Annotated in this window: 12 protein-coding genes; 10 read left to right on the top strand and 2 right to left on the bottom strand. The window is 60.2% G+C overall.

The annotated features are described in order from the left end of the window. Window positions 1–199 precede the first annotated feature (199 nt). Together olsB and HX811_RS30490 are read left to right on the top strand one after the other, a co-directional pair. Complete coding sequence (gene olsB, locus HX811_RS30495) at window positions 200–955, top strand: L-ornithine N(alpha)-acyltransferase (protein WP_008431132.1); 756 nt, start codon at window positions 200–202, stop codon at window positions 953–955. Continuing rightward, a complete protein-coding gene (locus tag HX811_RS30490) occupies window positions 955–1,746 on the top strand; it encodes a lysophospholipid acyltransferase family protein (protein WP_003219789.1) in 792 nt (263 codons plus the stop codon). The genes olsB and HX811_RS30490 overlap by 1 nt, the downstream gene beginning before the upstream one ends. A 109-nt stretch (window positions 1,747–1,855) precedes the next feature. Here the strand turns inward: HX811_RS30490 and HX811_RS30485 are convergent, their stop codons facing one another. Continuing rightward, window positions 1,856–2,440 carry an ACP phosphodiesterase gene (locus HX811_RS30485; protein ID WP_003219791.1) on the bottom strand — a complete coding sequence of 195 codons (585 nt, stop codon included), beginning with the start codon at window positions 2,438–2,440 and terminating at the stop codon, window positions 1,856–1,858. Between the two features lie 156 nt (window positions 2,441–2,596). Here HX811_RS30485 and HX811_RS30480 point away from each other — a divergent pair, with 156 nt between their 5' ends. From HX811_RS30480 to HX811_RS30470, 3 genes are read left to right on the top strand one after another with little or no spacing between them, the layout of a single operon-like run. Continuing rightward, window positions 2,597–2,911, top strand: coding sequence for a helix-turn-helix transcriptional regulator (locus HX811_RS30480; protein WP_003219793.1), 315 nt, complete (start codon window positions 2,597–2,599; stop codon window positions 2,909–2,911). A gap of 13 nt (window positions 2,912–2,924) precedes the next feature. Then, on the top strand, window positions 2,925–4,091 hold the full coding sequence (locus HX811_RS30475) for an MFS transporter (RefSeq protein WP_003219795.1): 1,167 nt from the start codon (window positions 2,925–2,927) through the stop codon (window positions 4,089–4,091). A 26-nt stretch (window positions 4,092–4,117) separates the two neighbouring features. After that, the gene (locus HX811_RS30470; protein ID WP_003219797.1) at window positions 4,118–5,173 is read left to right on the top strand and encodes an alkene reductase; all 1,056 of its coding nucleotides are present in this window, start codon (window positions 4,118–4,120) and stop codon (window positions 5,171–5,173) included. A gap of 230 nt (window positions 5,174–5,403) precedes the next feature. Here the strand turns inward: HX811_RS30470 and HX811_RS30465 are convergent, their stop codons facing one another. Beyond that, on the bottom strand, window positions 5,404–6,036 hold the full coding sequence (locus HX811_RS30465; RefSeq protein WP_003219798.1) for a TetR family transcriptional regulator: 633 nt from the start codon (window positions 6,034–6,036) through the stop codon (window positions 5,404–5,406). Window positions 6,037–6,322: 286 nt separating this feature from the next. Here HX811_RS30465 and HX811_RS30460 point away from each other — a divergent pair, with 286 nt between their 5' ends. The 5 genes from HX811_RS30460 (at window position 6,323) to HX811_RS30440 (ending at window position 14,818) form a co-directional block, all read left to right on the top strand. Beyond that, the gene (locus tag HX811_RS30460; RefSeq protein WP_177048637.1) at window positions 6,323–7,471 is read left to right on the top strand and encodes an efflux RND transporter periplasmic adaptor subunit; all 1,149 of its coding nucleotides are present in this window, start codon (window positions 6,323–6,325) and stop codon (window positions 7,469–7,471) included. A 3-nt stretch (window positions 7,472–7,474) separates the two neighbouring features. Beyond that, on the top strand, window positions 7,475–10,636 hold the full coding sequence (locus tag HX811_RS30455; RefSeq protein WP_003219803.1) for an efflux RND transporter permease subunit: 3,162 nt from the start codon (window positions 7,475–7,477) through the stop codon (window positions 10,634–10,636). Then, window positions 10,633–12,090, top strand: coding sequence for an AdeC/AdeK/OprM family multidrug efflux complex outer membrane factor (gene adeC / locus HX811_RS30450; RefSeq protein ID WP_003219806.1), 1,458 nt, complete (start codon window positions 10,633–10,635; stop codon window positions 12,088–12,090). The genes HX811_RS30455 and adeC overlap by 4 nt, the downstream gene beginning before the upstream one ends. Window positions 12,091–12,262: 172 nt before the next feature. Continuing rightward, window positions 12,263–13,513, top strand: coding sequence for an OprD family porin (locus tag HX811_RS30445; protein WP_177048635.1), 1,251 nt, complete (start codon window positions 12,263–12,265; stop codon window positions 13,511–13,513). Between the two features lie 174 nt (window positions 13,514–13,687). Next, window positions 13,688–14,818 (top strand): hypothetical protein, encoded by a 1,131-nt coding sequence (locus HX811_RS30440; protein ID WP_177048633.1) that lies wholly within the window; start codon window positions 13,688–13,690, stop codon window positions 14,816–14,818. Window positions 14,819–14,931: the final 113 nt, after the last annotated feature.

Genomic DNA, 14,931 nt, shown 5'->3' with positions numbered 1-14,931 from the left:
ACCCGCTGTAAGAGCGGAACCCCAAGCCGCCGTTACCGCAGCAACGGATATGTACACAAAAAACACAGCACCCACCGGCGAAATGCCTGTCATCTAAGCGTCACCGTAACTTCATGGAGATGACACCGGCCCTACATAGCCTGACATGGCACAAACAAGTCGACCGGCCGTAACCCTGGCCGGCACTCGGAGACTCGCCATGACTCAGATCGCCCGCATCAGCGACACCGGCAATGAACGCCGCCTGCAAGCCGAACGCCTGATCGGCGCCCAGGCTTTGCAGGAAGCCCAGGCCCTGCGGTTCAACGTGTTCAGCGGCGAATTCAACGCCAAGCTGAAAGGCGCTGAACTGGGCCTGGACATGGATGACTATGATGTTCACTGCAGCCACATCGGCGTGCGGGATTTGAACAGCGGTCGACTCGTCGCCACCACCCGTTTGCTCGATCACCAGGCTGCCACCACCCTGGGCCGCTTCTACAGCGAAGAAGAATTCAGCCTCCATGGCCTGCTGCACCTCAAAGGCCCCATCCTGGAAATCGGCCGCACCTGCGTCGACCCCGCCTACCGCAACGGCGGCACCATCGCCGTGTTGTGGGGCGAGCTGGCCGAAGTCCTCAACCAGGGCGGCTACAGCTACCTGATGGGCTGCGCAAGCATCCCGATGCACGACGGCGGCATCCAGGCCCACGCCATCATGCAGCGCCTGCGCGAACGCTACCTGTGCAACGAACACCTGCGGGCCGAGCCGAAAAAGCCGCTGCCGGCACTGGACCTGCCATCCAACGTCATCGCCGAAATGCCCCCCTTGCTCAAGGCCTACATGCGCCTGGGTGCAAAGATTTGCGGCGAACCCTGCTGGGACGAAGACTTCCAGGTGGCCGACGTGTTCATCCTGCTCAAGCGCGACGAGCTGTGCCCGCGGTATGCCCGCCACTTCAAGGCAGCCATGTGATGAGCCGCCTTCGGGTGTACGGGCGAATTGCCCGCGTGCTGGTGGTGGTGGCCCTGGGTTTGACCATGGCCAGTGTGTTTGGCGTGTTTGAACGTCTGGGCGTGGCCAACTCGATGGTGCGCCGGCAGCGCTGGTCGCGTTTTTTCATGGCACGGCTGACCAACGCCCTGCCCTTTCGCGTGACCGTTCACGGTGAGTTGCCGCAACAGTCGATGCTGTGGGTCAGCAACCACGTATCGTGGACCGATATCCCGCTGCTGGGGATGGTGGCGCCGATGTCGTTCCTGTCCAAGGCCGAGGTGCGCACCTGGCCGGTGGCGGGCTGGTTGGCCGCCAAGGCAGGCAGCCTGTTCATCCGCCGAGGTTCGGGGGACAGCCAGTTGATTCGCAAACAGATGACGCGTCATCTGGAACAACAACACCCGCTGTTGATGTTCCCGGAAGGCACCACCACCGACGGCCGCGCCCTGCGTACGTTCCACGGGCGGTTACTGGCCAGTGCGATTGATGCCGATGTGTCGCTGCAACCGGTGGCGATTCGTTATCTGCGCGATGGCCACATCGACCCGCTGGCACCGTTTATTGGCGACGATGATTTGCTCTCGCACTTGATGCGTTTGTTCGGCAATGACCAGGGCGACGTGGAAATCCATCTGCTCAAGCCGATTGCCTGCGCCGGGCAGGAACGTGCGGCGCTGGCGTTCCAGGCGCAGCAGGCGGTGCAGAAGGCGTTGTTTGGCCCCCTTCCAGAAGCTGAGCAAATGCCAGCGCGGCCAGCATTCGCGGCCTGAAGCGAGCACGGTGAAAAATGTGGGAGCGGGCTTGCTCGCGAAGGCGGTGCATCAGTCAGCAGATTCATTAGCTGACCCACCGCTTTCGCGAGCAAGCCCGCTCCCACATTTATAGTTGTATTGCCAACTGGCTATTTGAGAACCGCTGCAATTCTGGGTAAAACACCCGAAAATCCTCGCTCAACGGCTCGTACAGCGCTCGTAATTCCTGCATGGCATGGCCCAGTTCTTCGGGCCGTGTCAGGCGCCGGCCAATGCCTCGAAGTACCTGTTCCATCACCGCAAATTCGCGGTACGAACCCAGCCAGTCATCCGCCGCCATGTACGGCGCAATCTGCGCCAGCCGCCCCGGCAACGCCGGTTCTTCGGCGAGCACCCGGTATACCTCAGAGGTAAATCGCTCCAGCGGCTGATCGGCATATAACGCCCAGTCCCGCGCCAGGCAGTGGTCGAAAAACACATCGAGGACAATCCCGGCATAGCGGCGCCGGGTCAGGGTGAAGCGCGACAGCGCCTGCCCGATCAGCGGATGACTGTCGGTGTAGCGATCGATTGAGCGATGCAACTGAATCGCCGACTCGATTTGCGGGCTGAACTGGCCTTGCAGGCGACCTTTAACAAAGTCGCCATACAGGCTGCCAAGCAATTGAGCAGGAAGTTGGCCGCCGAGGTGCAGATGTGCGAGATAATTCATGGCGCGCAGTCTAGCACTGCCGTCAACGTATCGTTATAACCCGATATACCGATTCAATCTGGTTTAAGACCAAAATCATATTGGTATATCGGGATACAACGATTTAAAGTTCGCCTCATCGCGATATAACGTTTTACAAAACCGAGCATCACTGCCATGTCCATCGACCTCGACGAAATAATAAAAGCCCTGGCGCACCCAGTACGGCGAGACATCCTCAACTGGCTGAAAGACCCGAAAGTGCAATTCCCCGAGCAGTTGCACAACCACGAATACGGCATTTGCGCCGGGCAGATCGACCAGCGCTGCGGGCTGTCTCAGTCCACCGTGTCGGCGCACCTGGCGAACCTGCAACGGGCGGGGCTGATCAGCAGCCAGAAGGCCGGCCAATGGCACTTTTTCAAACGCAATGAGGACGTGATCCAAGCCTTCCTCAAAGCGCTCACCGAAGAACTCAGCGCACCGCTGTAACAAGGACCCATCAATGCCTCTCTCGCTACTCATCCTGGCCTTAAGCGCCTTCGCCATCGGTACGACCGAGTTCGTCATCATGGGCCTGTTGCCCGATGTGGCGGCCGACCTCGGTGTATCGATTCCCGGCGCCGGCTGGCTGGTGACCGGCTACGCCCTGGGCGTGGCCATCGGTGCCCCCTTCATGGCACTGGCCACCGCCAAGCTGCCGCGCAAGGCCGCCCTGGTAGCGTTGATGGGCATCTTCATCATCGGCAACCTGCTCTGCGCCCTGGCCAGCGACTACAACGTGCTGATGTTTGCCCGTGTGGTCACCGCGCTGTGCCACGGTGCCTTCTTCGGTATCGGTTCGGTGGTCGCCGCCAACCTGGTGCCGGCCAACAAGCGTGCTTCGGCCGTGGCGCTGATGTTCACCGGCCTGACCCTGGCCAACGTGCTCGGCGTACCGCTGGGCACCGCGCTGGGTCAGGAAGCCGGCTGGCGCTCGACCTTCTGGGCCGTGACGGTAATTGGGGTGATCGCCCTGATCGGCCTGATCCGTTTCCTGCCGGCCAAGCGTGACGAGGAAAAACTCGACATGCGCGCCGAGCTCAGAGCACTCAAAGGCGCCGGCATCTGGCTGTCGCTGAGCATGACCGCGCTGTTCGCTGCGTCGATGTTCACCCTCTTCACCTACGTCGCGCCGCTGCTGGGGGACGTCACCGGTGTTTCGCCCAAAGGCGTGACCTGGACCCTGCTGCTGATCGGCCTGGGCCTGACCGTCGGCAACATCATCGGCGGCAAGCTGGCGGACAAGCGCCTGGCTGCCACCCTGATCGGCGTGTTCATCAGCATGGCGGTGGTGTCCACCGTCCTGACCTGGACCAGCGTCGCCGTGATCCCGACTGAAATCACCCTGTTCCTCTGGGCCACCGCCTCGTTTGCCGCCGTACCGGCACTGCAGATCAACGTGGTGACCTTCGGCAAGGCCGCACCGAACCTGGTGTCCACCTTGAACATCGGCGCCTTCAACATCGGCAACGCCCTCGGCGCCTGGGTGGGCGGCAGCGTGATTGCCCACGGCTTCGGCCTGACCAGCGTGCCCCTGGCCGCTGCTGCACTGGCCGTGCTCGCGCTGCTGGTGACCCTGATTACTTTCCGTCAGACCGGCGATGCCGACCTGGCCCCCGCGACTAACTGATCAACTAAAGAGAAGGGTGTTATCCCATGACGACTATTTTCGATCCGATCAAACTGGGCGACCTGGAACTGTCGAACCGCATCATCATGGCGCCGCTGACCCGCTGCCGTGCCGACGCCGGTCGCGTGCCCAATGCGCTGATGGCTGAGTACTACGTCCAACGCGCTTCCGCCGGGCTGATCCTCAGCGAAGCCACCTCCGTAACGCCAATGGGCGTGGGTTACCCGGACACCCCGGGCATCTGGTCCAACGACCAGGTTCGCGGCTGGGCCAATGTGACCAAGGCCGTGCACGGTGCAGGCGGCAAGATCTTCCTGCAACTGTGGCACGTGGGCCGGATCTCCCACGAGTCGTACCTGGACGGCGAAGCACCGGTTGCCCCAAGCGCCATCGCAGCCAAGGGCCACGTCAGCCTGGTGCGTCCACTGGCCGACTACCCTACCCCGCGCGCCCTGGAAGTCGCTGAAATCGCCGATATCGTCGACGCCTACCGCGTAGGTGCCGAGAATGCCAAGGCCGCCGGTTTTGACGGCGTGGAAGTCCACGGCGCGAACGGCTACCTGCTCGACCAGTTCCTGCAAAGCAGCACCAACCAGCGCACCGACAACTACGGCGGCTCCCTGGAAAACCGCGCACGCTTGCTGCTCGAAGTCACTGACGCCGTGATTGAAGTCTGGGGCGCCGGTCGCGTCGGTGTGCACCTGGCACCACGCGCCGACGCACACGACATGGGCGACGCCAACCTGTCGGAAACCTTCACCTACGTCGCCAAAGAGCTGGGCAAGCGTGGCATCGCGTTCATCTGCTCCCGTGAAAAGGAAGCAGGCGACAGCCTCGGCCCACAACTGAAAGCCGCCTTCGGTGGCCCGTACATCGCCAACGAACGCTTCACCAAGGACAGCGCCAACGCGTGGCTGGCTTCGGGCAAGGCTGACGCCGTGGCATTCGGCGTGCCGTTCATCGCCAACCCGGACCTGCCGGCTCGCCTGAAGGCCGATGCACCGCTGAACGAAGCACATCCAGAGACTTTCTACGCCAAAGGCCCGGTCGGCTACATCGACTACCCGACCCTGGCACTCTGATCTGCTGAAACGAAAAAGCCCCGGCTTGCGAGAGCCGGGGCTTTTTTATGGGCCGCAGGAAACACTCCTTCACAGCCTTGCAACAATATTGCTACAAAATACTTAGCCAACTACCTATCAACCGCCCGCCAGCCCGTATATAACGTCACCCCACAAAATCAGGGAAAAGCCTGATTGACCACCCCCGGCGTTTATTGTTGACACAACTGGTCGCAATTACGCATTTTGTCTTAATTGCGCAGGCCAGGGCTCAAGCGCAGCATGTCCAACGCGATATCGACCCAGCGCTCTGCGTCCTGGGCCAACTGGAAACTGTCGGGCACCAGCAGCCACTGGCCGAGAATTCCGTCGATATAGGCGTGCATGCACACCGCGGCACGTACGGTGTCGAGATTCTCCGGAAGCTGCCCGCGATGGACCGCGTTACGCAAGGTCAGCCCGATGCGCAGGTTGCATTCGAGGCTGGCGGTCTGGCGCTGACGGCGCAGATCACACATTTCATCGGTGAATTCGCACTTATGAAACAAAATCTCATTGATGCGCCGGGTCTTCGGGTCCAGGGCCACTTGATGGAACAGATGAATCAGCAGCTTGCGCATGCAACCCAGCGGATCGACCTCGTCCTCGCTCTCACTGGCCCTGGCCAATTCATCCAGCGGCTCGTGCAGCGTATCGAGCATCGCCTGCACCAGGTCGGCCTTGTTGCTGAAATGCCAGTAGATGGCACCACGTGTCACGCCTGCCAGCGCGGCAATATCCGCCAGCGTGGTACGCGCAACCCCGCGCTCGTAGAAGGCCTGCTCGGCCGCTTCAAGAATCTGGCTGCGCGTTTCCTGAGCTTCCTCTTTGGTACGACGAACCATGGCAGTAAAACCTCAATCAGGAGACTTGGGGTGATCGGTAACGCAGACTCAACCGCCGCTAACGACCATCTGAATAATTGTGGGACGACGCCGTCAAGGGCGCCGAACGTACTAGAATCGAGGCTTTGGACGCTGCTTTGTCAACATTCCGCGAAGCCTGTCAAGAGTTTACAAACAACCATGAACGTAAGTATATTGCGTAGCAAGCTACTTATCCACTCAGTGCCTGTTTTTTACCCTTCCACACTTCTTGTGCGCACTCTGCGCGCCTGACCCGAGGATCTTCATGCAACTTAAGCCAGCTGTTACCGCCCTGGTTACTGCCGTCGCCCTGGCATCGCTGCTCAGCGGATGTAAAAAGGAAGAAGCGGCTCCGCCCGCTCAAACCCCTCAGGTCGGCGTGGTCACTATTCAACCTCAAGCCTTTACCCTGACATCCGAGCTGCCAGGCCGCACCACGGCCTACCGCATTGCCGAGGTTCGCCCTCAGGTCAACGGCATCATTCTCAAGCGTCTGTTCAAGGAAGGGGGCGACGTCAAGGAAGGCCAGCAGCTCTATCAGATCGATCCGTCGGTGTATGACGCCTCGCTGAAAAGCGCCCAGGCCAACCTGGCCCAGACCAAGTCGATTGCCGATCGCTACAAGCAATTGGTCGACGAACAAGCCGTCAGCCGCCAGGAATACGACACCGCCGTGTCCAACCGCATGACCTCTGAAGCCAACGTGCAAACGGCCCAGATCAACGTGCGCTACACCAAGGTGTTTGCCCCGATCTCCGGGCGTATCGGTCGCTCTTCGGTCACCGAAGGCGCGCTGGTCAGCAACGGCCAGGCCGACGCCATGGCAGTGATCCAGCAACTGGACCCGATCTACGTCGACGTCACGCAGTCCTCCGCCGAGATGCTGAAACTGCGTCGCGACCTGGAAAGCGGCCAACTGGAAAAAGCCGGCGAAAACGCGGCCAAGGTCAAGCTGACCCTGGAAGACGGCACCGCCTACGGCGTGGAAGGCAAGCTGGAATTCTCCGAAGTCTCGGTCGACGAAACCACCGGTTCCGTGACCCTGCGGGCCGTGTTCCCGAACCCTGACCACACCCTGCTGCCGGGCATGTTCGTCCACGCGCAGTTGCAAGCCGGTGTGAACAGCAAGGCCATCCTGGCACCACAGCAAGGCGTGACCCGCGACCTGAAGGGCATCCCGACCGCGCTGGTGGTGAACAAGGACAACAAGGTCGAGCAACGTGTACTGGTGGCCAACCGTACTACCGGCGCCTACTGGCTGGTGGAAAAAGGCCTGAACGCCGGTGACCGTGTGATCACCGAAGGCCTGCAATTCATCAAGCCGGGCATCGAAGTCAAGGTCAAGGACGCTGATAACGCCAAACCCGCCGGTTCCGCTGCTGCTCCTGCTGCCGCTGCTGGTCAAGGGGAGTAATTCATGTCGAAATTTTTTATCGACCGTCCCATTTTCGCCTGGGTAATTGCCCTGGTGATCATGCTGGTCGGGGCACTGTCGATCCTGAAGTTGCCCATCAACCAGTACCCGGCCATCGCGCCAACCGCCATTGATATCCAGGTGACCTACCCGGGCGCGTCTGCACAAACCGTGCAGGACACCGTGGTGCAGGTGATCGAACAACAGCTCAACGGTATCGACAACCTGCGTTATGTCGCCTCGGACAGTAACTCCGACGGCAGCATGACCATCACCGCGACGTTCAACCAGGGTACCAACCCGGACATCGCCCAGGTTCAGGTACAGAACAAGCTCAACCTGGCGACCCCGCTGCTGCCACAAGAAGTACAGCAGCAGGGTATCCGCGTTACCAAGTCGGTGAAGAACTTCCTGATGGTGATCGGTCTGGTGTCGGAAGACGGCAGCATGACCAAGGATGACCTTTCCAACTACATCGTTTCCAACATCCAGGACCCGATTTCCCGGACCGCCGGTGTGGGCGACTTCCAGGTGTTCGGTTCCCAGTACGCCATGCGTATCTGGCTCGACCCGGCCAAGCTGAACAACTACCAGTTGACGCCAGTGGATGTCAGCAACGCCATCCAGGCGCAGAACGTCCAGGTGGCCACCGGCCAACTCGGCGGCCTGCCTGCCCTGCCCGGCACTCAGTTGAACGCCACCATCATCGGCAAGACGCGTCTGCAAACCACTGAAGCGTTCGGCAATATCCTGATGAAGGTCAATACCGACGGTTCCCAGGTTCGCCTGGGTGACGTTTCGCGTATTGAACTGGGCGGCCAGAACTACAGCATCAGCGCACAGTTCAACGGCAAGCCGGCTTCCGGTATGGCGATCAAGCTGGCAGCCGGTGCCAACGCACTGGACACCGCCAAGGCGATTCGCGAAACGGTTGCGTCCCTCGAACCGTTCTTCCCGCCTGGCATGAAGGCTGTGGTGCCGTATGACACCACGCCGGTTGTGACCGAATCGATCTCCGGTGTGGTTCACACCCTGATCGAAGCGATCGTGCTGGTGTTCCTGGTGATGTTCCTGTTCCTGCAGAACTTCCGCGCCACCATCATCACCACCATGACCGTACCGGTGGTATTGCTGGGTACCTTCGGGATCCTCGCTGCGTTCGGCTTCACCATCAACACCCTGACCATGTTCGGCATGATCCTGGCCATCGGCTTGCTGGTGGACGATGCCATCGTTGTGGTGGAGAACGTCGAGCGGGTAATGGCCGAGGAGCACTTGTCGCCCAAGGAGGCGACGGTCAAGTCCATGGGCCAGATCCAGGGGGCCCTGGTGGGTATCGCCCTGGTGCTGTCGGCGGTACTGCTGCCAATGGCGTTCTTTGGTGGTTCCACCGGTGTGATCTACCGCCAGTTCTCCATCACTATCGTTTCGGCGATGGCGCTGTCGGTACTGGTTGCCCTGGTCTTCACCCCGGCCTTGTGCGCCACCATGCTCAAGCCGATTGACCCGGAAAAACACGGCCAACCCAAGCGCGGCTTCTTCGGCTGGTTCAACCGTACCTTCGACCGTGGCGTACTGAGCTACGAGCGCGGCGTCGGTAACATGATCAAGCACAAGTTCCCGGCGTTCGTGGTCTATGCCCTGATCCTTGCCGGCATGATCTGGATGTTCACCCGCATTCCAAGCGCGTTCCTCCCAGAGGAAGACCAGGGCGTGATCTTTGCCCAGGTACAAACGCCGGTGGGTTCTTCGGCTGAACGTACGCAGAAAGTCATCGACGATATGCGCGCCTACCTGTTGAACGACAAGGAAGGCGAGCCAGGCGAAGGCAAGGCTGTCAAATCGGTGTTTACCGTGAACGGCTTCAACTTCGCCGGTCGTGGCCAGAGCTCGGGCCTCGCGTTCGTGATGCTCAAGCCGTGGGACGAGCGTGACTCGAGCCAGTCGGTATTTGAGGTTGCCAAGCGTGCCCAGGGTTACTTCTTCGGGGCCTTCAAGGACGCCATGGTATTTGCCGTGGTGCCACCTTCGGTACTCGAACTGGGTAACGCCACCGGTTTCGACGTGTTCCTGCAAGACCAGGGCGGCGTCGGACACCAGAAGCTGATGGATGCGCGTAACCAGTTCCTCGGTGCCGCGGCACAAAGCAAGATCCTGGCGGGCGTGCGCCCCAACGGCGTGAACGATGAGCCGCAGTACGAGCTGACCGTTGACGACGAGAAGGCCAGTGCCCAGGGCATCAGCCTGGCAGACATCCAGCAGACCCTGGCAATCGCCTTGGGTGGCAGCTACATCAACGACTTCATCGACCGTGGTCGTGTGAAGAAGGTGTATGTACAGGGTGACGCCGCCAGCCGGATGTCTCCGGAAGACCTGAGCAAATGGTACGTGCGCAGCACGTCCGGGAAGATGGTGCCGCTGTCGGCCATCTCTTCGGGCAAGTGGATCTTCGGTTCGCCGAAACTCTCGCGCTATAACGGTGTAGCGGCGATGGAAATCCTCGGTACCCCGGCACCTGGCTACAGTACCGGTGATGCGATGGCGGAAGTCGAACGCATTGCCAAGGACCTGCCGGCTGGCGTTGGTTACTCCTGGACCGGCCTGTCGTACGAAGAACGTCTGTCCGGCTCCCAGGCACCTGCGCTGTACGCCCTGTCGCTGCTGGTGGTGTTCCTCTGCCTCGCGGCACTGTACGAAAGCTGGTCGATCCCGATTGCGGTGATTCTGGTTGTACCGCTGGGTGTGATCGGTGCGTTGATCGCCACCAGCCTGCGGGGACTGTCCAACGACGTGTTCTTCCAGGTGGGCCTGTTGGTGACGGTGGGTCTGGCAGCGAAAAACGCCATCCTGATCGTGGAGTTCGCCAAGGAGCTCCACGAACAGGGCAAAGGCATCGTCGAGTCGGCCATCGAGGCATCCCGCATGCGTCTGCGACCGATCATCATGACGTCCATGGCGTTCATGCTCGGCGTACTGCCCCTGGCAATTTCCACCGGTGCCGGCTCAGGTAGCCAGCACGCCATCGGTACGGGCGTAATTGGCGGTATGATCACCGCCACGGTCCTCGCGATCTTCTGGGTACCCCTGTTCTTCGCAACCGTGTCCTCCGCTGGCGAGCGTAAAAAGACTGAACCCAAGCAAACTCCTAAAGAGGCTGGCCAATGAGCAAGTCGCTACTTTCCTTAGCGGTCACAGCATTCGTGCTCAGTGGCTGCTCGCTGATCCCGGACTACCAGCGCCCTGAAGCGCCGGTAGCCGCGCAGTTCCCGCAGGGGCCGGCGTATTCGTCGGCCCAGGCGCCGGGCCAGGCGGCTGCCGAGCAGGGCTGGAAGCAGTTTTTCCATGACCCTGCCCTGCAACAGCTGATCCAGACCGCCCTGGTGAACAACCGCGACCTGCGTGTCGCGGCCCTGAACATCGATGCGTATGCCGCGCAGTACCAGATCCAGCGCGCCGACCTGTTCCCGGCGGTTTCGGCCACGGGCAGCGGCAGCCGCACGCGCACCCCGGCCAAGCTGTCGCAGACCGGCGAAGCGGGCATCACCAGCCAATACTCGGCGGGCCTCGGGATCAGTTCTTATGAGCTGGACCTGTTCGGCCGCGTACGCAGCCTGAGCGAACAAGCGCTGCAACAATACTTCGCGACCGAAGAAGCGCGCCGCACCACCCAGATCAGCCTGGTGGCCAGCGTGGCCAACGCCTACCTGACCTGGCAGGCCGACAAGGAGCTGCTCAAGCTCACCCAGGACACCCTGGGCGCGTACGAGCAGAGCTTCAAACTGACCTCGCGCAGCAATGAAGTCGGCGTGGCTTCGGCCCTGGACCTGAGCCAGGCCCGTACCTCGGTGGAAAACGCCCGGGTTGCACTGGCGCGTTATACCCGCCAGGTGGCCCAGGACGAAAACAACCTGACCCTGCTGCTGGGTACCGGCCTGCCAGCGAACATCGTCAGCCGGCCATTGGCTGATGACCTGTTGAGCGAAGTACCGGCCGGCCTGCCATCGGACCTGCTGCAACGTCGTCCCGACATCCTGCAGGCCGAGTACAACCTCAAGGCGGCCAACGCCAACATCGGTGCGGCACGCGCTGCGTTCTTCCCGAGCATCACCCTGACCGCCAGCGCCGGCACCGCGAGCCCGACCCTGGGCGGCCTGTTCAAGGGCGGTTCGGGTACCTGGTCGTTTGCACCGCAGATCAACATCCCGATCTTCAACGCCGGCAGCCTGCGCGCCAGCCTGGATTACTCGAAAATCCAGAAAGAGATCAACGTCGCCAACTACGAGAAAGCCATCCAGACCGGCTTCCAGGAAGTCTCCGACGGCCTCGCCGCCCGCGAGACCTACAAGCAGCAACTGGACGCCCAACGTGGCTTCGTCGCGGCCAACCAGGATTACTACCGCCTGGCCGAGCGTCGCTACCGTATTGGTGTCGACAGCAACCTGACGTTCCTCGACGCCCAGCGCCAACTGTTCAGTGCCCAGCAATCGCTGATCACCGACCGCCTGGCGCAGCTCAATAGCGAGGTCAACCTGTACAAGGCCCTCGGTGGTGGCTGGAACGAACAGACCGCGAAGAACGAACCGTTGAAAGAAGAAGCACCGCCCTTGAAGTTGTTCTGATAGTGGCGCAGTAAACAAAAACCGCTTCCCGCCCAGGAAGCGGTTTTTTTACGCCCATGACTTTGCGTTCGATCATCGCCCACAACCCGCTCTCCCCCACTTTCATCGCCCCCGCACCGCCCCGCACCATGGCCGCCACCTGCATAACCCCAATAACAACAGGTCTGACACCATGAGCACTTTCGACCCGCGCCGGCTTTTGCTGGCAACCGCTGTCGCCAGCATTGCCCTCCCCGTTGTCGCTGAAGAACACGGCTTCCTGGAAGACGCCAGCGCCAACCTAAACCTGCGTAATTTCTTCTTCAACCGCAACTACACCAACCCCAGCAAGACCCAGGGCGGCGCACAGGAGTGGACGCAAAGTTTCATCCTCGACGCCAAATCCGGCTTCACTCAGGGCACCGTCGGTTTCGGCGTGGATGTACTGGGCCTGTACTCATTGAAGCTCGATGGCGGACGCGGCACGGGTGGCACCCAGCTGTTGCCGCTGGACCACGATGGCCGCCCGGCGGATGAATTCGGGCGTCTGGGCGTGGCGTTCAAGGCACGGGTTTCAAAGACAGAAGTGAAAGTCGGCGAATGGATGCCGGTGCTGCCGATCCTGCGTTCGGACGATGGCCGCTCGCTCCCGCAAACCCTGCGCGGCGGGCAAATCACCTCCAAGGAAATCGACGGCCTGACCCTGTACGGCGGCCAGTTCCGCGCCAACAGCCCACGGGACGACAGCAGCATGACCGACATGTCCATGTTCGGGAAAACCGCGTTCACCTCCGACCGCTTCAACTTCCAGGGCGGCGAATATGCTTTCAACGACAAACGCACCCAGATCGGTGTGTGGAACGCCCAGCTCAAGGACATCTACAGCCAGCAATACCTCAACCTGATCCACAGCCAACCGGTGGGCGACTGGACCCTGGGCGCCAACCTCGGGTTCTTCTATGGCAAGGACGACGGCAGCGCCCGCGCCGGTGACCTCGACAACAAGACCTGGTCCGGGCTGTTCTCGGCCCGATACGGCGGCAACACGTTCTATGTCGGCCTGCAAAAACTCACCGGCAACAGCGCCTGGATGCGGGTCAACGGCACCAGCGGCGGCACCCTGGCCAACGACAGCTACAACGCCAGCTATGACAACGCCCAGGAAAAATCCTGGCAGGTGCGCCACGACTACAACTTCGTCGCCCTGGGCATTCCAGGCCTGACCGTGATGAACCGCTATATCAGCGGCAGCAACGTACACAGCGGTACGGTCACCGACGGCAGGGAATGGGGACGGGAAAGTGAAGTGGGCTACACGGTGCAGAGCGGAACGTTGAAGGACCTCAATGTGCGCTGGCGCAATTCCAGCATGCGCCGGGACTACAACAACAACGAGTTTGATGAAAACCGGTTGATCGTCAGTTACCCGATCTCTTTGCTCTAATGCAGGAAGTCCCATGGTTGTGACTGCGCTGGAAAAACGCTCACCTATTGGGAAAAATTCCCCCTACGGTCGGTACGAAAACGACACAACCCCAAATGAACCAACTCCATCGTTGCACCAATAACAATCTGTTCCAACCAACACTTCACTTAATGTTTGCAAGATGGAGCAACCATGACGACAGTAACTTCATACAACCCAAGTCCACTCTCCAGGAATGACTGGCGACAAAAACCGGACGAAAAACATACGGCACACACCTCACACCGCCAGAGCGCCCATCAGGAGCCGACCCACAACAAGGAAGCTGGCCAGCGCCAACGGCACCGGTCTCACTGTTCCAGTCACTTCACTCAACACAAGTACGACGCAGCCCCACCACCCGCAAAACCCGCTGTCACGCCACCCGTTAACGAGTACCGCGCCAACGAATTCGTTTCGACCAATCTTGTCAACGTGCCCAGGTCTGCGAGTGCGGCCCCCGAGACCCACGAATTTGACAAAGGCAATGTCAAAATAACCTCGTCGCCCATGCACCAGGGGAGCTTCAACGGCACGACTATCGCGCGAAACAAGGTCACCATCGAAACGGGCAATCAGGACGATCATATCGAGATAAAGACCCTCCAGTCGGGGGGCATCGTGGCCGAAATCAATGGAAAAGCCTACGGGCTCCCCATCGAAAATATCGGTGCAATGACTGGGCTGCTTGAAATAAAAACCAACGGTGGGAAAGATCAAGTAAACATCGCCAAAAATATCTGGTTCGAAACGCAGATCAGCCTCAACGATGATCATCGTGTATCAGGCCGAAATGGCTACACGTCCGCACCTGAATCCTCTGACAAAAAAACGTTTTCGGAGGCAGACGCTATCCCGGTGGCTTCCCAAATGAAGCAAGAGGGTGATAGCCGGGTCTTCAGGAAGGGCGATGTGACCATTTCATATGATCAAAACAAGGACTCCTACCGGTCCGGGCATGGCGTCACACAAATTAAGACAGGCAACGGTGATGACAAGGTTCGCATCAGTGCCGCCGCCGATGGTTCATTAATGGCCAATATCAATGGGGAGTCATTTTTGCTACCTGTCAAAAATGACCCCACCGGACAATCGCGACTGTTTCTCCAAACCCAGGAAGGTAGCGATAACGTCACCATCGACTCGAACGTTAAAAACTTCTCTTATATCAACTTGGGCGCGGACAAGTCGGGTACGGTTTATACCGGCGGTGGATTTGTCTCCGGCCCGGAAGAAACGAAGCAGGACCAACAATATAGAAACCAGAACTACAACCCTGTTTAAAACCGCCTGAGTGACCAGGCTGTACGCGCTCGTCAGCCTGGCATAAAACTGCGACGAACTTGCTGTATGGTGCGCGCGTGTCATGGATGACCGAAACCTGCAGCCAACGTCTT

This window comes from Pseudomonas sp. F8002, assembly GCF_013385495.1.
In the GTDB taxonomy this organism is placed as follows: Bacteria; Pseudomonadota; Gammaproteobacteria; order Pseudomonadales; family Pseudomonadaceae; genus Aquipseudomonas.
Note: the sequence above shows the minus strand (reverse complement) of the source record. Positions and strands in the feature narration are given on the sequence as shown.